This window comes from Acidocella facilis ATCC 35904, from assembly GCF_000687875.1.
Taxonomy (GTDB): Bacteria; Pseudomonadota; Alphaproteobacteria; order Acetobacterales; family Acetobacteraceae; genus Acidocella; species Acidocella facilis.
In genome coordinates this window covers 37,199-56,816 of record NZ_JHYG01000001.1, presented here as the reverse complement: position 1 = coordinate 56,816, position 19,618 = coordinate 37,199, and the positions used below count along the sequence as shown (strand labels likewise).

18 protein-coding genes and 4 pseudogenes are annotated in these 19,618 nt (G+C 59.3%); 10 read left to right on the top strand and 12 right to left on the bottom strand.

What is annotated here, in order from left to right; translation table 11 throughout:
• The first annotated feature begins 29 nt into the window (after positions 1–29).
• Positions 30–1,580, top strand: coding sequence for a glutamine-hydrolyzing GMP synthase (guaA, locus tag T331_RS0100290; RefSeq protein WP_026438594.1), 1,551 nt, complete (start codon positions 30–32; stop codon positions 1,578–1,580).
• Between the two features lie 307 nt (positions 1,581–1,887).
• A complete protein-coding gene (locus tag T331_RS0100285; RefSeq protein WP_026438593.1) occupies positions 1,888–3,093 on the top strand; it encodes a tyrosine-type recombinase/integrase in 1,206 nt (401 codons plus the stop codon).
• A gap of 5 nt (positions 3,094–3,098) precedes the next feature.
• Here the strand turns inward: T331_RS0100285 and T331_RS20360 are convergent, their stop codons facing one another.
• Entirely contained in the window at positions 3,099–4,103 is a 1,005-nt protein-coding gene (locus tag T331_RS20360) for a LuxR family transcriptional regulator (RefSeq protein WP_244876860.1), read from the bottom strand.
• Between the two features lie 92 nt (positions 4,104–4,195).
• Between T331_RS20360 and T331_RS0100275 the strand changes: the two genes are divergently transcribed.
• Genes T331_RS0100275 through repC form a run of 3 tightly spaced genes read left to right on the top strand, consistent with a single transcriptional unit; the run spans position 4,196 to position 6,167 of the window.
• Positions 4,196–4,420 (top strand): helix-turn-helix transcriptional regulator, encoded by a 225-nt coding sequence (locus T331_RS0100275; protein WP_008492799.1) that lies wholly within the window; start codon positions 4,196–4,198, stop codon positions 4,418–4,420.
• A 3-nt stretch (positions 4,421–4,423) separates the two neighbouring features.
• Positions 4,424–5,290: a helicase RepA family protein gene (locus T331_RS0100270; RefSeq protein WP_008492798.1), complete on the top strand. Its 867-nt coding sequence runs from the start codon at positions 4,424–4,426 to the stop codon at positions 5,288–5,290.
• Positions 5,277–6,167 (top strand): replication protein C, IncQ-type, encoded by an 891-nt coding sequence (repC, locus tag T331_RS0100265; protein WP_035178675.1) that lies wholly within the window; start codon positions 5,277–5,279, stop codon positions 6,165–6,167. The genes T331_RS0100270 and repC overlap by 14 nt, the downstream gene beginning before the upstream one ends.
• 458 nt (positions 6,168–6,625) lie before the next feature.
• On the opposite strand, the gene istB is transcribed toward repC, so the two are convergent.
• The gene (gene istB, locus T331_RS0100255; protein ID WP_026438591.1) at positions 6,626–7,486 is read right to left on the bottom strand and encodes an IS21-like element helper ATPase IstB; all 861 of its coding nucleotides are present in this window, start codon (positions 7,484–7,486) and stop codon (positions 6,626–6,628) included.
• A pseudogene (locus T331_RS0100250) lies at positions 7,483–7,938 on the bottom strand (IS21 family transposase); the annotation flags it as partial. The pseudogene T331_RS0100250 and the gene istB, both read right to left, overlap by 4 nt.
• Positions 7,939–7,994: 56 nt before the next feature.
• Between T331_RS0100250 and T331_RS16820 the strand changes: the two are divergent.
• Positions 7,995–8,846 (top strand): annotated as a pseudogene (locus T331_RS16820) (ISAzo13 family transposase); the annotation flags it as partial.
• 27 nt (positions 8,847–8,873) lie between these two features.
• Here T331_RS16820 and T331_RS0100240 read toward each other — a convergent pair.
• Entirely contained in the window at positions 8,874–10,097 is a 1,224-nt protein-coding gene (locus T331_RS0100240; RefSeq protein WP_026438589.1) for an IS256 family transposase, read from the bottom strand.
• Here T331_RS0100240 and T331_RS19335 point away from each other — a divergent pair.
• A pseudogene (locus T331_RS19335) lies at positions 10,098–10,550 on the top strand (ISAzo13 family transposase); the annotation flags it as partial.
• A 9-nt stretch (positions 10,551–10,559) separates the two neighbouring features.
• Here the strand turns inward: T331_RS19335 and istA are convergent.
• The 6 genes and pseudogenes from istA to T331_RS19330 form a co-directional block, all read right to left on the bottom strand.
• Positions 10,560–11,642, bottom strand: a pseudogene (gene istA, locus T331_RS16815) (IS21 family transposase); the annotation flags it as partial.
• 180 nt (positions 11,643–11,822) lie between these two features.
• Positions 11,823–12,077: a hypothetical protein gene (locus tag T331_RS0100225; protein WP_026438587.1), complete on the bottom strand. Its 255-nt coding sequence runs from the start codon at positions 12,075–12,077 to the stop codon at positions 11,823–11,825.
• Positions 12,074–13,684, bottom strand: a complete 1,611-nt coding sequence (trbL, locus tag T331_RS16810; RefSeq protein WP_051621938.1) for a P-type conjugative transfer protein TrbL — start codon at positions 13,682–13,684, stop codon at positions 12,074–12,076. The genes T331_RS0100225 and trbL overlap by 4 nt, the downstream gene beginning before the upstream one ends.
• Positions 13,685–13,880: 196 nt before the next feature.
• Positions 13,881–14,639, bottom strand: coding sequence for a P-type conjugative transfer protein TrbJ (trbJ, locus tag T331_RS16805; RefSeq protein WP_081822065.1), 759 nt, complete (start codon positions 14,637–14,639; stop codon positions 13,881–13,883).
• Positions 14,636–14,818, bottom strand: coding sequence for a hypothetical protein (locus T331_RS19725; protein WP_155992538.1), 183 nt, complete (start codon positions 14,816–14,818; stop codon positions 14,636–14,638). The genes trbJ and T331_RS19725 overlap by 4 nt, the downstream gene beginning before the upstream one ends.
• A 43-nt stretch (positions 14,819–14,861) precedes the next feature.
• Complete coding sequence (locus T331_RS19330; RefSeq protein WP_081822064.1) at positions 14,862–15,077, bottom strand: TraC family protein; 216 nt, start codon at positions 15,075–15,077, stop codon at positions 14,862–14,864.
• Positions 15,078–15,492: 415 nt separating this feature from the next.
• On the opposite strand from T331_RS19330, the gene T331_RS0100210 reads away from it, so the two are divergent.
• Together T331_RS0100210 and traI are read left to right on the top strand one after the other, a co-directional pair.
• On the top strand, positions 15,493–15,855 hold the full coding sequence (locus T331_RS0100210; protein WP_026438586.1) for a plasmid mobilization protein: 363 nt from the start codon (positions 15,493–15,495) through the stop codon (positions 15,853–15,855).
• Positions 15,852–17,894, top strand: coding sequence for a TraI/MobA(P) family conjugative relaxase (gene traI / locus T331_RS16800; protein WP_051621933.1), 2,043 nt, complete (start codon positions 15,852–15,854; stop codon positions 17,892–17,894). Before T331_RS0100210 ends, traI begins: the two co-directional genes overlap by 4 nt.
• Positions 17,895–18,218: 324 nt before the next feature.
• Here the strand turns inward: traI and T331_RS0100200 are convergent, their stop codons facing one another.
• Positions 18,219–18,458, bottom strand: a complete 240-nt coding sequence (locus tag T331_RS0100200) for a hypothetical protein (RefSeq protein ID WP_035178673.1) — start codon at positions 18,456–18,458, stop codon at positions 18,219–18,221.
• Positions 18,459–18,494: 36 nt separating this feature from the next.
• A complete protein-coding gene (locus T331_RS0100195; protein ID WP_026438584.1) occupies positions 18,495–18,734 on the bottom strand; it encodes a hypothetical protein in 240 nt (79 codons plus the stop codon).
• 169 nt (positions 18,735–18,903) lie between these two features.
• Between T331_RS0100195 and T331_RS19325 the strand changes: the two genes are divergently transcribed.
• A complete protein-coding gene (locus T331_RS19325) occupies positions 18,904–19,491 on the top strand; it encodes a recombinase family protein (RefSeq protein ID WP_081822092.1) in 588 nt (195 codons plus the stop codon).
• Positions 19,492–19,618: the final 127 nt, after the last annotated feature.

Genomic DNA, 19,618 nt, shown 5'->3' with positions numbered 1-19,618 from the left:
AAGCCCCGCGCCCTCCTCTAGTTGGGCGCATGAGCCAGCAAAAAATCCTGATCCTGGACTTCGGCAGCCAGGTCACCCAGCTGATCGCCCGGCGCGTGCGCGAGAGCGGCGTGTATTGCGAGATCCTCCCCTTCAACGCGGATGTGCAGCGTATGCGCGATTTCGGCGCCGCCGGCATCATCCTCTCCGGCGGCCCGGCCAGCGTGGCCGACGAGGGCAGCCCCCGCGCGCCGGACTGGGTGTTCGAGAGCAAGCTGCCGGTGCTGGGCATCTGCTATGGCCAGATGACCATGTGCGTGCAGCTGGGCGGCGAGGCCAAGGGGGCCGAGATCCGCGAATTCGGCCGCGCCCATATCGATGTTGTCGCCGATTGCGAGCTGTTTGAGGGCACCTGGGCCGTCGGCGCGCGCGAGCAGGTCTGGATGAGCCATGGCGACCATATCTCCGCCCCGCCGCCCGGCTTCAAGACCGTCGCCGTCTCCGAAGGCGCGCCCTATGCGCTGATCGCCAATGACGAGCGCAGATATTACGGCATGATGTTCCACCCGGAAGTGGTGCACACCCCGCACGGCGCCCAGCTGATCAAGAACTTCACCCACAAGGTCTGCGGCCTCTCCGGCGACTGGACGATGGCGCGCTTCCGCGAAGCCGAGATCGAGAAGATCCGCGCCCAGGTCGGCAAAGGCCGGGTGATCTGCGGCCTCTCCGGCGGCGTCGACAGCTCGGTGGCCGCCGCGCTGATCCATGAGGCGATCGGCGACCAGCTCACCTGCATTTTCGTCGATCACGGGCTGCTGCGCGCCGGTGAAGCGGATGAGGTTGTGAAGGTCTTCCGGGACCAGTTCAACATCAAGCTGATCCACCGCGATGCCTCGGATCTGTTCCTGGGCGAGCTGGCCGGTGTCACCGACCCCGAGCGCAAGCGCAAGATCATCGGCAAGCTCTTCATCGACGTGTTCGATGAGGAAGCCACCAAGATCGGCGGCGCGGAATTCCTGGCCCAGGGCACGCTATATCCGGATGTGATCGAGAGCGTCTCCGCCCTTGGCGGCCCCTCCGTCACCATCAAATCTCACCATAATGTCGGCGGCCTGCCTGACTATATGAAGCTGAAGCTGGTGGAACCGCTGCGTGAGCTGTTCAAGGACGAAGTCCGCGCGCTCGGCCGTGAGCTCGGCCTGCCCGAGACCATCGTCGGCCGCCACCCCTTCCCCGGCCCGGGCCTGGCCATCCGCGTGCTCGGCGCGGTCAGCCGCGAATCGGTCGCCATTTTGCAGAAGGCGGATGCGATCTATCTGGAAGAAATCCGCGCCGCCGGGCTCTATGACGCGATCTGGCAGGCTTTCGCGGTGCTGCTGCCGGTGAAATCCGTGGGCGTGATGGGCGATGGCCGCACCTACGACCAGGTCTGCGCCCTGCGCGCCGTCACCAGTACGGACGGCATGACCGCCGATGTCTACCCGTTCGACATCAACTTCCTCTCCCGCGTCGCCGGACGCATCGTCAACGAAGTCCGCGGCATTAACCGCGTCACCTACGACATCACCTCAAAGCCGCCGGGGACGATTGAGTGGGAATGATCCCGCGTCAGGCATAGGCTGGCACCAACCGGCACAAAGTTAACGATAAGCCCCTGTAAAAAGGGGTTTTTTCGTATCTATACCTCGCATCGTCTGGCACCCGTTGGCAGCGTCAAGCACTGTTTTTTTATGGCATAATCGATGGTATCAATGGCTTTGAATGCCATGGAATGACATTAATACCATGAGGGCCTAGACGGGCGCTCATGGTATCGAAATCGCTTAAATTTATGATTTTGTTGAGTTTTTTTGATCAAATAGCGGGTAGTGAAATCATGGTATTTGGGGGCAAATAAGGAGGCAAGCCGTGCTGACCGATACCAAGCTGCGCAATCTCAAGCCGCAGGATAAGCTCTACAAGGTGAATGACCGTGACGGCCTCTATGTGGCCGTCACGCCTGCCGGGTCGATCTCATTCCGCTACAACTACGCGATCCACGGCAGGCAAGAGACCGTCACCTTTGGCCGCTACGGCGTTGGCGGAATCACCCTCGCGGAAGCCCGCGAACGGCTAAACGAAGCCAAGAAGATGATCGCCGCCGGGAAGTCGCCAGCGAAGGAAAAGGCGCGGGACAAGGTCCGCATCAAGGATGCGGAGACGTTCGGCGCTTGGGCGGAAAAATGGCTGCGCGGCTACCAGATGGCCGACTCAACCCGCGACATGCGCCGCTTAGTGTTCGAGCGCGAGCTGAAGCCGAAATTCGGCAACCAAAAGCTGGTCGAAATTACTCACGAGGACTTACGTGCGCTGACCGATGCCATTGTGGAGCGGGGTGCCCCCGCAACGGCCGTGCACGCTCGCGAGGTGGTACTACAGGTCTATCGATGGGCCATCGAGCGCGGCCAGAAGGTCGAGAACCCGGCGGAACTGGTGCGCCCGACAACCATTGCCAAATTCGAGCCGCGCGACCGGGCGCTGACGCCCGACGAAATCGGGCTGATGTACCAGTACATGGAACGCATCGGCACAACACCATCTATCCGGGCAGCGGCCAAGTTGTTGCTGCTCACAATGGTCCGCAAGAGCGAATTGACCAATGCGACGTGGGGAGAGATCAACTTCAGCGATGCCCTTTGGACCATTCCAAAGGAACGAATGAAGCGCCGCAACCCGCATCTGGTGTTCCTGTCGAGGCAGGCGCTGGATATTTTCATTGCCCTGAAAACCTTCGCGGGCGGTTCGGAGTATGTGCTGCCGTCTCGGTACGACTCGGACCTACCGATGAGCAGCGCAACGCTCAATCAAGTGCTGACACTGACGTACCGGCTAGCTCAGAAAGAGGGGAAACCCCTCGCTAAATTCGGGCCTCATGACCTGCGCCGAACGGCCAGCACATTGCTGCACGAAGCAGGCTACAACACCGACTGGATCGAGAAGTGCCTTGCACATGAGCAGCGGGGCGTAAGGGCTGTCTACAACAAGGCCGAGTACCGCGAGCAACGCACCGCAATGCTTCAAGACTGGGCGGACATGATCGACGAGTGGACAAAGCGGCCACGGACAGGGGCGTGATCGATCTAATTGGCCTCTTTGGTTGACACCAAAAAATAGGCAGGGAAACCTAGGAGGTTGGGCAGTTGTCGGAATTCGGATGGGAGCGCGGCCAGAGCCTTGGATACGGCTTGGCGCTCGACGCCCAGCCTTCGTGCGGCGTCCGATTGGCTAACGCCATATCGTTCCAGCATGACCATTTGCTTTTTGCGATCCGACAGCTTTCCGTCTGCCATCCTTCGCGCATGGTCGCGAAGCTCTGCCTCATCTCCGGGTCGGAGATGATGTTTGCGGATAAAGTGGTAGATGTAGCTATCAACTAGTGGATCGCCCGACTGCGCTTCGACTTTTTTCCAGTTCCCCGATTGTTTGGTGAGTCTAGCTAACTCCATGTCGAATTGCGCGAGTGACCGCTTTGCCTTTCGATAAGCAGGATTCCAGTCGCCGTTCGGCAATTGGGGGCGATGGTCAGTGCAGTACACACTGCTTAGGCGCAGCACATCGCCCGGATCATCTCGCTTGGTGTTGTCGTTCCCAACTGCAAAAGCAGTCAGTTCAGCGGGTGCACCACAAAGGCGGCAGAATTCTTGAGCGCGCCTGCCGTTCAAGCGGGTGTCGCGTACTTTGGCCTTCAAGGGCGGCTTGCGGGCACAAGCACGAATCAAGTCCAGCAATGTTTCGAGTGTCGCAACAAATCGTTGATCTCTGGCGGTTTCTTCGGCCTGTGTCGAGACGAACGCTCGCAGCAACTGGCGTTGCAGGCGAGCCATCGAATTAAGTCCTACTAAGCGAACGATGTCACTGAGGGTCACGACGCCGCCAGCGCCGGGCATGTAGCTCAAATACTGTTGCGGAAGCGATGCTGCGTATCTGGCAACAGCAGGATCAATGAGTTCCTGTATCAGACGGTCGATGCGTTTGCCCCGCGAGGCTCCGGAGTACGGTCGCCAGCGATCCTGAAACTGCCTGATGGCTTCCGCGACAGTTGGATCACACCCCTCCCAGATTCGGATGACGGGAAAATTCTTCATGTCAACCATTTTAGCCAATCAATCGGTCGATGCAATCGGCATCGAAGGGCACCATCAAGCATAAGTTCGCAAATGCTGAAGGAGGCCAAAGTATGCACGTACCGACGAACAGAACTCTCATCAATCGCCGCCAGCTTCATGCGATGATCCCGTTGGCTGAGCGCACGATTTTTAACATGGAACAACGAGGGGAATTTCCTCGCCGGATTGTGCTCACCAGCCGAAATGTAGCGTGGGATTTGGCCGAGGTTGAGGACTGGATTGAAGCCCGCAAGGCGTCGAACATTCAAGCCTTTTGCCCCGGCTCAAGGGCGTGAACCATGGCGATTGACTTACGGGAGGCGTTCGAGAGCGACCCGCCTGTACTGGACTTCATATGGCCCGGCTTTCTCGCAGGAACAGTCGGGGCGCTTGTAGCTCCCGGAGCCACGGGCAAGAGCTTTTGGGCATTGGAAGCCTCGATGTCGATCGCGTGCAGCGTTGCCGGTGGCGATCTTGTGGGGCTCACCCCTGCGCATTCTGGCCGCGTAGTATATCTGGCCGGAGAAGACCCGCCGCCTGCGCTTGTTTGCCGGGTTCACGCTATTGGCCAGCACCTGAATCAGCAGGCACGTGAGGCTGTCGCGGAAAACCTGACCCTTGAGCCTATCATGGGCAAGCGCTTGGACGTGATGAACGACCAGCACCTAGCCCGGATCATTGCGTTCTGCGCCGACGCCCGGCTGATCGTGCTGGATACCTTGAGCCGGATTCACAGCTTGGACGAGAACAGCAACGGCGACATGGCGCGGCTTGTCGCCACGCTGGAGTACGTCGCTGCCAGCACTGGGGCGTCCGTCCTTTACCTGCACCACGTCAGTAAGGGTAGCGCCCGCGAGGGCCAAACCGACCAGCAGCAGGCAGCGCGGGGCGCCTCCGCGCTGATCGACAATGCCCGCTGGTGCGGTTTCGTTGCAAAGATGACCGAGAAAGAGGCCGAAGAGCGGAGCGACCGTTCCTATGACCGACGGCCTATAGGCAATGAACGCCGCGGCCATTTTGTGCGGTTCGGGGTGTCCAAGCAGAACTATGACGCTACGCCGCTTGATCGCTGGTACTCGCGGCAAGCCGGCGGTGTGCTGTTGCCCGTTGAACTTGTGGAGGCCGAACAAGAGAGCAACAGGAAGGCGTGGCGTGGGTGCGCATGAACTGACCCACGCACGCCATGACCCCGGTCATTGTCTAGCGCCCGGATTGTTCCGCAGTCTTAAGCGGGGTGAGCGCAAGCGCGGAAAGCTGGATGTGGTGTATGACTACGGCGATGGTAAGCGCATTGAGTTCAGCGGACCAGAGCCACTTGGTGCGGACGATTTGCGTATTTTGCAAGGTCTGGTGGCAATGGCTGGCCCATCGGGCCTTGTTTTATCCCCTGAGCCTCGGACCGGCGACGGGCAACAGCTTCGGCTACTCCTTGAGCCAAAGTGGGAAGCTGTCCAACAGAATGCTATGGTTGTTAAAGGCAGCTATCGGGCGTTGAGCCGTGAAATTGGCTATGCCAACATCGACGACACCAAGCCTGTGCGCGATTGCATCGAACGCCTCTGGAAGGTTTCTATCATCGTCCAGCACGGCAAAAAGCGTCAGGGTTTTCATTTGCTATCTCAGTATGCGAGCGACGAGCAGGACGGCAAACTGTACGTGGCTCTGAACCCATTGATTGCCCAAGCCGTCATGGGTGGTAGGCAGCATGTCCGCATCAATATGAACGAAGTCCGGGCGTTGCAGACCGACCCAGCCCGCCTAATTCATCAACGCCTATGCGGTTGGATCGACCCCGGCAAAGCACGGCGTGTGGAACTGGACACGCTTTGTAGTTACGTCTGGCCGGATGATGCCAGCGCCGAGGCCATGAAGAAGCGTCGTCAGACGGCCCGCAGGGCGCTGGCCGAGCTTGTCGCCGTGGGATGGAAAGTGGATGAGTACGCCAAGGGGAAATGGGAAATTAGGCGGCCTCCCCCCACGGTAACTCTCCCCGATGCCCACGGTATCTTTCCCCAACCCCCACGGTATCTTTCCCCGGCCTAATCCAAAAAAGCTAGGCAGAGCTTGGCTTTGCGGCCTATTTGGAAAACCGATCCATGATTTTCCATAGAAAATCCATAATGCGCGCGAAGCGCCGCGCCTTGAAGGCGCAGCCCATCGCTCGCGGATCGGCCTTCGGCCTCAGTTTGAAAGGCACCAAAATGGGAAGGGTTGGACAACATAGCCACCTAATGTCATTGAGAGGCTCAGGGGTGACCTTGGGGCCTTCTCCTCTTAGGATGTCCGGCCAAAAGAAAAGCCCGCTGAGCGGGCTTCTCGTGGTTTTCTAGGAAGTGTTACCGTTCGGAGTCGCCATGCCGCTGAACCCTCACAATCAGCATGTCGATGGTTTCACGCTGTTTATAGCGCGACGATCTGGATGAGAGGCGGGCGTCAATCAAGATGAGAGTAGATTGTCGCGGCGGGTTGTTTGTGCCTGTTCTGATTGTCGCTGGCAATGGTTATTCTGCGGGTTGATTGTCGTGGAGCGACAACTCGTCGGTGGATTTGATTGTCGCGTATGTTGGCGGCCTTCCGGGGCGTGATTGTCGCTGGATTGCGGCGCGCCTGCGGTAGCTTTCGACGTTCATTTCGAAGATGGTGGCGTGGTGGACCAGGCGGTCCACTGCCGCGAGGGTCATGGCGGGATCCGGGAAGACCCGGTTCCATTCGCCGAAGGGCTGATTGGCGGTGATGAGGGTGGAACGACGCTCGTAACGGGCGCTGATCAACTCGAACAGGACCGATGTTTCGGCCTGATCCTTTGCCACATAGGCGAGGTCGTCGAGGATGAGCAGGTGATATTTGTCGAGCTTGGCGATGGCGGATTCGAGGGTTAATTCGCGCCGTGCCACCTGCAGCCGCTGCACGAGGTCGGATGTCCGGGCGAAGAGCACACGCCAGCCATTTTCGATGAGGGCCAGGCCGATGGCCGCTGCCAGATGCGACTTGCCGCCGCCTGGCGGGCCGAACAGGATGAGATTAGCACCTTGCTCCAGCCAGCCGTCGCCCGAACACATCGCGGTGACCTGGGCGCGCGAGATCATTGGCACGGCGTCGAAGGTGAAGCTTTCGAGGGTCTTGCCGGGCGGCAGGCGGGCTTCGCTCAAGTGCCGTTCGATGCGGCGCCGGTCGCGCTCGGCGATCTCATGCTCTGCCAGGGCGGCCAGCAACCTTGCGGCGGGCCAGCCCTCCTTGTCGGCGCGCTCAGTGAAGTCTGACCATATCAGCTTGATGGCCGGCAGGCGCAGCTCGTTGAGGATGAGGCAGAGGCGCTGAGCGTCAATGGCCTGATTTTGTTTGGTTGGGGTTGGTTTGGTCATGCCACACCTCCCGCCAGCAGGGCGTCATAGGAGCTTAAAGACGTGAGCTCGACGACGACCTCCGGCAGCGTCGCCGGATCTGGCGCGAAGCGTTCTCTCAAACTGGCCATGTCGGGTAACCGGTTGGCCGCGATGTCTGCGCTGAGCAGCGTGGCGAGTTCGGCCTCGCAAGCCCGTTCATGAGCCAGGCTGAGCAATTCAACCATCATCTGGCAGGCGGCACGTTCCGGCAACGCCTCGATCAGCCGGTGGAAGGTGCGGGCATAGGCTGTGCGGGGGAAGAGCTGATCGCGATAGACCAGCTTCAGCAGCGCCATCGGCTTGCGCCGCAGGCTATGGATCACATGGCGGTAATCGACCACATGCCCGTGCACGCCGTTCCCCTTCGAGCGGCCACGCGGCAGCGTCATGAGGTTAGGGCTTGTCAGGAAATAGCTGAATCGGGTTTTGTAGTCGGATAGGCTGGGGGGGGGTCCCTGGTGACAAGGTGGTTTTGTAGTATGACCGGATGATCGATACCAGTGCTATCCGTGACCGTTTTATTGCTGTTGCGCCGCATCTTGATGAGCGAGGTCGTCGCTCGTTTGCCGCTGCTGAGGCGCGATCTGCGGGTTACGGCGGTATCGCGGCGGTTGCTCGCGCGACCGGTATCGCGCCCAGCACGATCGGCCGCGGACTGGAAGAACTGGTTGGCGCATTGGAGGTGCCCGCCGATCGCAATCGGCGTCCTGGCGGCGGACGCAAAGCCCTGACCACGACGAACCCGGCGCTGCTGAAGGATCTTCTGGCACTGGTCAGTCCGAGTGAGCGCGGCGATCCGATGTCGCCGCTGCGCTGGACTTGCAAAGGACTGCGCCGCCTGGCCACCGAATTGCGCGCCATGGGGCACCAGATCAGCCACACTGTCGTGGGCGAATTGCTCAAAAGCCAGAAATTCAGCTTGCAGGCGAACAGCAAGACCCGCGAGGGTGACAGCCATCCGGATCGTGATGCCCAGTTCACCTACATCAACGCCAGCGTGAGCCGTGCCCTGGCCGCACAGCAACCGGTGATCTCGGTGGATACGAAGAAGAAAGAGCTTGTCGGCGACTTCAAGAATGCCGGCCGGGAATGGCGCCCGCAAGGTGAACCCGAAGAAGTGCGTGTGCATGATTTCTTGATCAAGGAGCTTGGCCGGGCGGTGCCATATGGGGTCTATGATCTGGCCGCCAATTTCGGCTGGGTCAGCGTCGGCATCGACCATGATACGGCGGAGTTTGCCGTGCAGACAATCCGCAGTTGGTGGCACACGACCGGTACAAAGCGCTATCCAGAAGCGCGCTCCTTAACGATCACCGCCGATGGCGGGGCAGTGTCAGGAATTCTGTGTATGGGCGGCGGTTGAACATCAGGCCGCCAGGGCCCTTACGAAGCGATCGCCGAAGATGACGGCGAACTGAGCCTTTGCCATAGCCCATTCTCGAGGCGGCATCACCCACTCTTTTTCGGATCGGTTCAGGATCAGATAGAGCAGCTTGGCCGCGGCCTCATCGCTGGGGAAATGGCCGCGCGCGCGGATCGCCCGGCGCAGCTTGGAATTCAAAGCCTCTATGGCGTTCGTTGTATAAATGATCCGACGGACCTCGCCGGGGAAGGAAAAGAACGGGATGATTGCCTGCCATACCCGGCGCCAGCTCTGGCCGATGGCAGGGTATTTCTGGCCCCATGGACCGGCCTCGAAATCGGCGAGAGCGGCCTCGGCGGCCCTGGCATCAACGGCCCGGTAGATGTCCTTGAGGGCAGTCGCGACCGCCTTGCGGTCCTTGTAGGACACGAAATCCATCGAATTCCGGAGCAGATGGACGATGCAGGTCTGCACGATCGTCTCGGGAAAGACGGCCGTGATCGCCTCCGGGAACCCCTTGAGGCCATCGACCACCGCCAGCAGGATGTCCTCGACGCCGCGGTTCTTCAGCTCGTTCATCACGCGCAGCCAGAATTTGGCGCCTTCGTTCTGCTCGATCCACATCCCGAGTACGACCTTCGTCCCGTCGGCCATAACCCCCAGCGCGATATGGATCGCCTTGTTGCGGACCACGCCCTCGTCGCGGATCTTCACCCGGATGGCATCGAAGAATACCAGCGGATAGACCGGGTCCAGCGGACGCTGCTGCCAGGCTGTCACCTCGTCCAGCACCGCATCGGTGATCGTGCTGATCAGCTCCGCCGAGGCATCCATGCCGTAGATCTCGCGCAAATGTTCCGCGACCTCACGGGTGCTCATCCCCCGCGCATACATCGAGATGATCTTGTCATCGAAGCCTGGAAACCGGCGCTGGTATTTGGCGATCAGCTGCGGATCAAAGCTGCCCGCACGGTCTCGCGGGATCGCAATCTCGATCTTCCCCGTGCCGGTCGACACCGACTTGCGGCCATAGCCGTTGCGGCTGTTCTCCGCCTCCGTTTCGTCACTCAGATGGTAATCCATCTCCGCGCTCAGGGCCCGCTCCGCCAGAGCCTTCTTCAGCGCGTTCACCAGATCCCCGGAATTCAGCGCTGCCGCCGCGTCACCCCCAGCCAGCAGCTGGTCCAACAAATCGTCCGGGATCGCCGGCGCTCTCCGTCGTGCCATATGGGTCTTCCTTTCTACCCACTATGCCACTCACACACGAAATTCAGGACACTGCCCGATGGCGGCGGCAGCAACGGCTCGCGCGTGCGTCTGTGGAAACGCGAACTTCAAAGGCTGGCTGACGAACTTGGCATCGACATCCGAGTCCATCACCTGCCACCAGGCACAAGCAAATGGAACAAAATCGAACACCGGCTGTTTTCGTTCATCAGCATGAACTGGCGTGCCAAACCGCTCGTCAGCTATCGCGTCATCGTCGATCTCATCAGTGCCACGACAACAGAAACTGGACTTAAAGTACAGTGCGAACTCGACACAAAAGCCTACCCGAAAGGCATCGTCGTCAGCGAAGAAGAGATGTCCACCATCAATATCATGCGTGACGATTTCCACGGCGAATGGAACTATACAATACGACAACGCAACACAATAGATCGCTCAGTTAATTCCTGACAATCCCTTAGTGCCCCCGATGAACAAGTCGAGCCTGTCGTCATAGAGGCGCACGCGCAGGCGATGCCCGATCAGCCGCGAGGGCACGGAGTAGAACACCTTCTTCAGCGTGAAGCTGCTGGTCGAGGTGACGGTGACGACGATCTCCTCGTAATCGCTGGTCCGCCGGTCGGGCAGCAACTGCAAAGCCGCGCGCTCGGCCTCGATGCGGGCCGCATTGCGCCGGTTTTTGGCCGACACGATCTCGTCGATGAAGCGGCGGTAGGCGAGCAAATCATCAAAATCGTATGCCCCACGCAGCAACAACGCATCAGCCACCGCCGCCTTCAGATGGCCGTGGGCACTCTCGATTCCCCCGTTCTCGTGGGCGACGCCACGGTTATTGCGGGTCGGCGTCATGCCGTAATGCTGGCAAAGCGCATCATAGCGTGTGGTCAGATCCACCCGTGCTTGTGCATCGAGGTTACGAAACGCGGCCGACAGGCTGTCGCTGCGGTGTTCCGCCGGCGCGCCGCCCAGCGCCCACAGCGCGTTCTGCAGCCCCTCGGCGAGGGCGACATAACTCTCCCCGCCCAGGATCACATGGGCATGTTCGAAGCCCGACCAGATCAGCCGGAAGTGATAGAGGCGATGCTCGAGCGGCTGCCCGGCGATCCGGATGCCGAGATCGCCCATATCGGTGAAGTCGGAGAGGCCAAGCCGGCCCGGTTCGTGAGACTGGCGGAAGATCACCTCCTGCTCGGGTCCATGCACCGCCCGCCAAGAGCGGATACGCCGTTCCATGGTTCGCCTGACCCCCAGATCGAGATCAGGATACCGGCGGCGCATCTCCTCGAACACCGCCACCACCCGCAATCCTGGCGCTGCCTTGAGAAGCGGTACGATCTCACTGTCGAAAATATCCGCCAGCGGGTCCGGCCGCCGGCGCTCGCGCGCCGCGCCACGCTGCGAGGGCAGCGCCGGATCCCTGGCAATCCGATAGCCTGTCGCCGTGCTGAACCCCGCCTTCGCGGCCGCAGTCGGAACGCTATTGGTCTGTCGAAGCTTCATAAATAACCTCATCTGATGATCGTTGACATGGCAACCGGGCACCCACGGCATCTCCCTCAATCCTGGAAATGCTCATGAATATCCGATCGGCCCCGACCATCACCGCCCCCCTCGCCGGAAGGCCGCCGGCAGTTGCTGTGTCGTCTACGGGCTTCGGGCTACGCCCTCCGCCCTTCGACGACACAGCAACTGCCGATTCTCATCCTGATTGACGCTGCACTCTCATCCTGTTTGTCGCGCGGCACGCTGTTGCCGTGAGCCGTAGAGCGGCAAGCCATGGAATGCCCGCAACGCCTCCAAAGAATGAAGCGCCCCTTTGTAGGACATACGGCTATGCCACCCGGCAAGGGCGTCCAGTTTCGAGCCATGCCCCCGCGCGCGCAGCCGCTGACACAACCAGTAGGCCCCGAACACGAAGGCCGCGCAAAGAAGGGTAAAAACAAACATGGTTTGCAGGTATTGGAGAAGATTAATCATGGCTTGTCCTTGGCTGGTTGGATCACGTTTTCAATGTCCGGCCCTTTAGTAGGGTCGTCCTCCGGGTCATCCGAGGGCACCGTAGGCGGGGTGCCAAGAGATATGCCATGCGCGCCTTCCATGCCCGGCACGGAGATTGAGGCAAGAACGCCTGCCGTCCGTACAGCCCCCGCCAAGCCCATGTGTGTGGCACGGCCCGGCGTCAATGAAGCCGTTTGACCTGGCTGTAGATCGGAGCCGCTGGCAGGTGCACCACCACCGGCCCCGCCTGGTGCCGTGGAGGCCCTTTCCGGCCCGCTGGGGCTGCTGGTCGCCCCTTCCCCTGCTGCGGCGTCAGACGCGCCGGAGGGCGTGCCAGAGGGGGCGCTTTGCGCCGGAGCCGCCGCGTTGGCTTGCGCGCCCCCGGTCGAGGCCCTGCCAACCGACGACGATGCCCCGGTGCTGGCCGTGCCGTTCATCGGCTTGGCGGCGCTGGCCGCCCCACCCACGCGCGGCGCAATCGTGCTGGCCGCACTCGGGCCGCCGGAGCTGCCACCCATCGCCCCGGCGGCTTTGGTGCCACCCATAACGGCGGAATCAATCAGGCCCGCGAGACCGCCGCCCGCAGCAGCTCCACCCGCCGAGCCAGCGGCCCCGCCAGCGACGTTGGCAACCCCGGCGGCGATGCCATCGACGCCACCCGTGGCAATGGCCGCTCCGGCAGCCGCGCCCGCAGCCATACCGCCAATTGTCCCGCCGCCACCAACGGAGATCCCGGAAATCAGCCCCTGAATAAGATCGGGAATAGTCTTGGTGAGGTAGGCGCACGTGAAGGCTAAACCCACCATCGTCCACATCGAAGCGTTATCAGTGTGCGTATAGGCTCTTTCCCAAGCGGTCGCGGATTGGGAGATCAATCCAACAAGCAGCGTCAGCACAAAGAGCTTTGCTCCAACTGCCACCGCATAGCGGGGCATTGCCATAGCATATTCGCGGGTCCACTGACTCCCACCAAAACCCAGAAGAAGAACCGATGCGTTGACGACGATGTAGGACTCTATGAGGGTCACAGCCATAAATGCTGCAATGAAAGCAAAGCAAAGAAGGACGCATATGCTTGCCAGACCAATTGAAACGCCGACCAGCGGATTCAGCGTGTTTACGTTGCCTATGGTATTGGCAAATTTAACAGCTAACATGAACACGTCGCTGGGCTGCAAGGCGGACGATTGACCAATTGCGATGCCGCCCGCGTCTCGAAATGACTGAACAACCGCGCTGGCCCAATAGGTTGATCGTGTGAGAATTTCATAAAAGAAACCGATCACAAGCGAGTACTTGATGAGTTCGTGAACGATTTCACCAATATCAGCTTGCCGGATCGCTAAGGGCATGAACGTCATGACAAGCTGTATCGCGGCCAGCGACCAAAACAGCTTTTCAGCATAACCAAGAAGGCGGCCATTCCAAAGGGCCGAATTCTGCTGAATCAATTTCAGCAAGCCGTCAAATTGAGCGCCGGAATGGGTTACAGTTTGCGCAAAAGCATCGGGAGCAGCCAGCAGCGTACATACTACGGCAAGGACTGGAAAAACGTACTTTGGTGCAAATATCTTTCGGGTATCCATAGCGGAATATCCTCAAAAGCTCTGAGGCTTATCGTGTGCAACAACCCCTTTTTGGAATTGCTTGACGGCGGATGACGTGCATGGCTGACGTGAACGATTGTGTTCCACGAAAGATGTGGCAGCTACTCCCGCCGCAAAAAATACAAGGCAGAGAAGCCCCATTACATACTTCGAGATCGTGACCATAGTGGCCTCCCTAGAACGACTGAGGGGTGTCATTTGCGACGACACCGCTTTGGTAGGTTTGCGTGAAAGCGTTATCTACCGCTTGGCGTTGTATATTTTGGGCGTAGTACATGCTTTCGTTCTGAATCTGCGCGTTCATCATCTCGCGCAGCTTTTGCATTTGCTGGACCTGTTGAGCGGCAATCTGGTTTCCGGCCTGAATGGCTTGCAATCGGCCTTGCGCGGACTGTGATTGATTGACCAGACCGGCAAGCTTTTGGTCCTCTGCCGGAATCTGGTTTACATTGTCACCGGCAACCGCCATCGCGGTTTTGTTGGAGTCCAGACCGTTTTGTGTCCACTGGTTATAGAAGCTCTGCACGTAGCTGGGATTAGTGCCGATCTTATTTAGGTAGGTGCTATATCCCGGAAATTTCGACTGAAAATTGCTATCGAAGTTCGCCAAATTTCCGGCCAGCCCTGTGCTTTTGTTGTAGAGGCTTTGGATTTGGGCAATGTTGCTGGTTAGCTGCTGAAACGCGCTTGTCGGCAGAGAAAGCCCCTGCAAAAGCATGTTCTGATATTGCTGAATCTGCGTCTCAAGTTGCTGCGCCGTGTTGGCCGCCGTTTCGACTTGCTGGGCATACTGCATGACCTGCGAAAAGACGGTTGAGCAGTTTGTGCAGTAAACGATGAAGGCAGACGCTGGACGTGGCGCAAACGTAGAAGCGGCGCTAGCAGCCAAAACCAACACTAAACGGCGCACGGACTTACCCGCGAGATAGGTCATTTCGCTGCCTCCTGTTGCGACCAAAAAGAAGGGCAATGTGCATTAGGCAATCTGTATTTGTGGCGATCATTGTGATGGATACGAAGACTGTCTAAATACCAATCTTCAATTTCATTCTCGATAGAGGCGGCAATAAGCTGGGCAAGGTCAACATGGCCTTTGCTCAATTCACGCTGCATGTGAGAAAGACTATCTCGCAAAACTGATAATTGCGCCGTACACTCATGATCGTTCTCCTTGTTTTGTCCCTGAGATGATCTTTTCAAATTCCAATTTGATTTCGTCATCGGATAGGCCAAGATCGGCTAACCCTGTTTTTACGGCGATCCGGCCAATCCGGGTGGCAGCCTCATTCTGAAGTTTGGTGAGTCTTGCCTGAGCTTCTTCAAGTTCTCTTTGTGCTTCGATCCGCCGAGCGTTGAGGGTCTTTCGAGCCATCAAGTATTCCTCGTTTTGGTGTCATCGATAGCAAGAATTATCGACCAATACGGGGTGGTTTCAAGGAGCCTAGAATTCCGAAATAATCAGAGCCCGACGACATATCCTGAAAATAGCGCAATTTAAGGCAAGTCTAGGCAACTTAGCGCAACTCAATGCAATTTAAGGCAATTCAAAGCAACTTAAGGCAACTATTTATCCGAAAAAATATTTTTGCTGCCCGTAGGTTTTTAGTTGCCTATAGTTGCCTACAATTGCGTAAAAGTAGGATGGCAGGATGTGTGTTGTACCGGTACGCGCTGACGCACGCACCGGCCCAACACCGCCCCTTACTCGCCTGCGGCTCGACGGAATTCTGCTCTGCGAGGCTCACGGTCGCTGCCGCGACAGACACGAAAGGAGGACGCGCAAGCGCATGGCCGAGGACACCAAAGAGAAGCGCGGAGGTCGCCCACGAGGGGCGCGGATAGAGGTATGGGTGACGCCGGAGGAACGGGCCAAAATCGCCGAGCGCGCCGACCGGGCGGGCCTGTCCCTGTCCGCCTACATGCGGGCGGCGGGACTGAATCACCGCATCAAGTCCGTCTATGACCTACAGGCAGTCGGCGACCTTGTGCGGGTGAATGGCGACCTTGGCCGGGTGGCGGGCTTGCTGAAACTCTGGCTGGCCGAGAAGCCGGGACAAGGTGCCCGGCGGTTCGAGGTAGACCGGATAATGACCGAGTTTCGCGCCTTGCAGGCCGAGCTATCGGGCATCATGCGGCGGGCCGTGAAATGATCGCCAAGCGGATTGCGCGGCAGGCGGCGACTTCCAGCATGGCCCGGCTTGTCCGCTACATGGTGGCGGCAGAGGGCGATATTGACCCGCAAAGCTGGGCACGCACCGCCGATTACATTCTGGCGGCCAGAAGCACCACCATGCAGGGCGAAAAGGTTGCGGGGTATCGCGTGACAAATTGCGGCACCGACGACCCCGGCGATGCCACGACGTTGATACAGGCCACGCAGACGCAAAACACCAAATCCAAGGCCGATAAGACCTATCACTTGGTTTATTCCTTTAGGCAGGGTGAAAACCCGCCTTTGGAGGTTTTGCACCAAATCGAGGACGAGCTTTGCGAAGTCCTTGGTTATGCGGATCATCAACGCATCAGCGCGGTGCATATCGACACCGATAACCTGCACGTTCATGTCGCCGTCAACAAAGTTCACCCCGCCGGACTGCAAAACATCGAGCCGTTTTACGACAAGCAACGGCTTATGGAGGCGTGCGAATGGCTCGAAAAGAAATTCGGCCTTGAGCATGACGACCACGGCTTAACAGGAGAACGAGCCTATGACCGACGAAACCGAATCCGCCTTAACCCCGAGCGACAGCATGATAGCCGATTTAGAGCCTTCCTACGAGAGTCCTACGCTCGCGCGCTTGCCGAAGGACCGGAGGCCGCGACCTACGGCGATTTGAGAAAGTTGACCAGCAAAGGTGTGGCACACGGCCCCAAGAGCTATTCTATGCTACTGCCGGGTAATGCAGGTCATCGTGTGGACCACGGCGGAACCCAACACGCTGACGGCATGCGCCGGGCGGGAAATGGCACTGGCCGCGATGGAGCAGGAATAGGCGGCGCAGCCGCCGACATGGAGGCACAAGCAGGCATAGAGAGCTTGACTGGCTACATCGCCCGGGACGTGGCCCCGGCGATGCGCCGGGCTGCGACATGGAAGGAGCTTCACGCGGCCCTCGCCGAGCATGGCCTACAGATCAAGACGCGTGGGGCGGGCCTTGTCATCGGCGACCCCGGTTTAGGCTTGTGGTGCAAGGCCAGCGAGTGCGGGCGCGACCTTTCCTTGAAGGCACTTACCGACCGGCTGGGGCCGTTCGAGCGCGACCAGAACCAACGGCAGCAGCGGGAGCCAGGTTCTCGGGGCTATGCCCCTCGCCCTCGACAGACGCACCCATCGAGCGCCGCGCTGTTCACGGAGTATCAGCGGCAGCAGCAGGCCGCGATTGCCAACCGCAAGGCAGGTATGGCGGCGATCCGCGCCGCGCGCGCGGCAGAGATGGAGCGCATCGAGCGATGGTCCGCCACGCAACGCATGATCCAGAAGGTAGGGCCACGCGGGCAGGTGCGTGCCGCCATCAATGCGACGACGCGGATGCAGGTTGCAGCGGCGCGCAATGCCGCGAAGGCAACGGCCGAGACCGAGACCGCCAATCTCTACAAGGCAACCCCCCTGCCGAATTGGAATCAATGGCTGATGCAGCGGGCCGAGCGCGGCGAAGCCGACGCGCTCGACGTGTTGCGTGCCAGCGAGGAACGCGCCGAGCGGATGCGCGGCGACCTCCTGACCGCCAAGCGGGCCGAGAAGGCTAAGACGCGCATCATGGAGAGCTTGAGGCCACACGCTCGGCGCGACGGCACGATGGCTTACCGGACGGCGGACGGGGGGCTTGTGCTGGACCGCACAACCCACGTCAAAGCCGAGAGGGCCACCACCGGGGCCGCGCTTGTAGCCTTGTCGCTGGCCGCCGAGCGGTTCAAGGGCCAGCCGCTCGACGTGCAGGGTTCCGACCAGTTCCGGAAAGACGTTGCCCGGTTGGCCGGTATGCACGGCGTCAAAGTCAGGTTTAGCGATCCGTCCCTAGAAATCGCTCGACAAGCTATGGTGCATGAGAAGGCACAGGCCGCTGAGAAACCGATGCCTGAAGCCACAGGCGTTAGGCAGTTGGTCGATCACGTTAGTGAACATGACGAACAACAACAAACGGAACGGAAAAGGGTAATTGGGAGGCGTGGCCGGGATTTGGAAATCTAGCACGAAGCGCGAAGAACAGCGGGCTGCGGCTAGGGCGGTAGCCCGTATGGCAGCGCCACGCCGCTTGACGTGCCTATCATGTCCTTCGTGGTTTCACACACGGTGGTTCGGGGTATCAAACACGCAGATTCGTGGTTTCACACACGGGCATCAAAGCCGGGAGATTTCCCTAATGAAATCAAGATGATGCGTATCATCGATACGGCGCATAGGGCAGATTTTGCCCCTTATATGGCCGTGTGTGAAACCACGAACATGCTTTTGGATTGCACAATACAATTCCCGTGCCGTTCGACCCGGCAAACACCCAGACTCGAGGACCGTTCATAGCACCCGGATGACTTCATCCCCGGCTTCGTCAAAGCGCACCAGTTCGCGCCGCCCGTTCGGATGCTCTTTGATGAGCAAGCCCGGCGGGGTGTCATCCTTGGCGTAGTAGATCGGGAATCCGGCCTGTAGGTGTTCCTTAGCGGCGGCCCCATCGTCATGCTGGACCGCGTGCAGGAGGTCACGCCACAACGCTTCGTCGGGGTCATGCATGCTGTTCGGCTGCACGGTTTTCATTTGGTGCCTTCCTCCTTCCCAAAAACTGGGGGCCGCTCATAGCACCCGGATGACTTCATCTCCGGCCCTGTCAAACCGCACCAGTTCGCGCCTTCCGTTCGGATGCTCTTTGATCAGCAAGCCCGGCGGGGTGTCATCCTTGGCGTAGTAGATCGGGAATCCGGCTTGTAGGTGTTCCTTGGCGGCGGCTCCATCGTCATGCTGGACCGCGTGCAAGAGATCGCGCCAAAGCGCCTCGTTGGGGTCATGCAAACCGTACGCCTGCAAAGTCTTCATTTGCTGCTACTCCCTTCTCCTAGAGCACGGTACCGGCGCTGAGCCACTTGGTCCAGTGTCCATAAAACGGTCATTTTCTGGACACTGCGAAAACGGGCGTTCGGGGCTAGCGGAACGGCATTTCCTACGTTAACATTCTCGTCAAGTTTTCAATGTCACGGTTATGTTTATGAATCAGCGTATTGGATATGCGCGGGTCTCTACGGAGGACCAGCAGCTGGATCTCCAGCGCGATGCACTCGCTCATGCGGGATGTAGCGTCATTTATGAAGAGGCGGCTAGTGGCAAAAGCGCAGCGCGTCCTGAACTTGAGCAATGCCGTAAAGCCCTACGCAGCGGCGACACGCTGGTGGTTTGGCGTTTGGATCGCCTTGGCCGAAGCCTGCCCGATCTAGTGCAGATCGTGGCTGATCTTGAGCGATCTGGCATCAGCTTCGAAAGCTTGAGTGAAAAGATTGAGACAGATAGTGCAGCCGGCAAGCTTGTCTTCCATGTCTTCGCTGCCCTGGCTGAGTTCGAGCGCAGCCTCATTCGAGAGCGGACGCATGCTGGATTGGCTGCAGCCCGCGCCAGAGGGCGCTCTGGCGGGCGCAAACCCAAACTGGGGGAGAAGCAGGTGCGAGAAATCAAGGCACTGCTGTGTGATCCGGATATTCAGGTAGCCGACGTGGCACGGCGCTACGGTGTTTCTCGCACTACGCTTTACAAGCACGTGGGTATTATTAAGCCAAAGGACAAGCCGTTGTCACCACATTGACGAGAGCCTGCGCGGACAAAGTGGTGTCCCTTTGAAATCCAGAACTTGGTCTCGCTTCAATAATTGTCGCCGCTTCAGATTATGGACCGGTGGTTAAAGGGGCAGGACGAGGTTGACGGCCTAAACT

Excerpts from the sequence above, each read along its gene's own strand:
- guaA (WP_026438594.1), top strand. The coding sequence starts at position 30 with ATGAGCCAGCAAAAAATCCTGATCCTGGACTTCGGCAGCCAGGTCACC.
- T331_RS20360 (WP_244876860.1), bottom strand. The coding sequence starts at position 4,103 with ATGAAGAATTTTCCCGTCATCCGAATCTGGGAGGGGTGTGATCCAACT.
- T331_RS0100275 (WP_008492799.1), top strand. The coding sequence starts at position 4,196 with ATGCACGTACCGACGAACAGAACTCTCATCAATCGCCGCCAGCTTCAT.
- T331_RS0100270 (WP_008492798.1), top strand. The coding sequence starts at position 4,424 with ATGGCGATTGACTTACGGGAGGCGTTCGAGAGCGACCCGCCTGTACTG.
- istB (WP_026438591.1), bottom strand. The coding sequence starts at position 7,486 with ATGACCAAACCAACCCCAACCAAACAAAATCAGGCCATTGACGCTCAG.
- T331_RS0100240 (WP_026438589.1), bottom strand. The coding sequence starts at position 10,097 with ATGGCACGACGGAGAGCGCCGGCGATCCCGGACGATTTGTTGGACCAG.
- T331_RS0100225 (WP_026438587.1), bottom strand. The coding sequence starts at position 12,077 with ATGATTAATCTTCTCCAATACCTGCAAACCATGTTTGTTTTTACCCTT.
- trbL (WP_051621938.1), bottom strand. The coding sequence starts at position 13,684 with ATGGATACCCGAAAGATATTTGCACCAAAGTACGTTTTTCCAGTCCTT.
- trbJ (WP_081822065.1), bottom strand. The coding sequence starts at position 14,639 with ATGACCTATCTCGCGGGTAAGTCCGTGCGCCGTTTAGTGTTGGTTTTG.
- T331_RS19725 (WP_155992538.1), bottom strand. The coding sequence starts at position 14,818 with ATGCAGCGTGAATTGAGCAAAGGCCATGTTGACCTTGCCCAGCTTATT.
- T331_RS19330 (WP_081822064.1), bottom strand. The coding sequence starts at position 15,077 with ATGGCTCGAAAGACCCTCAACGCTCGGCGGATCGAAGCACAAAGAGAA.
- T331_RS0100210 (WP_026438586.1), top strand. The coding sequence starts at position 15,493 with ATGGCCGAGGACACCAAAGAGAAGCGCGGAGGTCGCCCACGAGGGGCG.
- traI (WP_051621933.1), top strand. The coding sequence starts at position 15,852 with ATGATCGCCAAGCGGATTGCGCGGCAGGCGGCGACTTCCAGCATGGCC.
- T331_RS0100200 (WP_035178673.1), bottom strand. The coding sequence starts at position 18,458 with ATGAAAACCGTGCAGCCGAACAGCATGCATGACCCCGACGAAGCGTTG.
- T331_RS0100195 (WP_026438584.1), bottom strand. The coding sequence starts at position 18,734 with ATGAAGACTTTGCAGGCGTACGGTTTGCATGACCCCAACGAGGCGCTT.
- T331_RS19325 (WP_081822092.1), top strand. The coding sequence starts at position 18,904 with ATGAATCAGCGTATTGGATATGCGCGGGTCTCTACGGAGGACCAGCAG.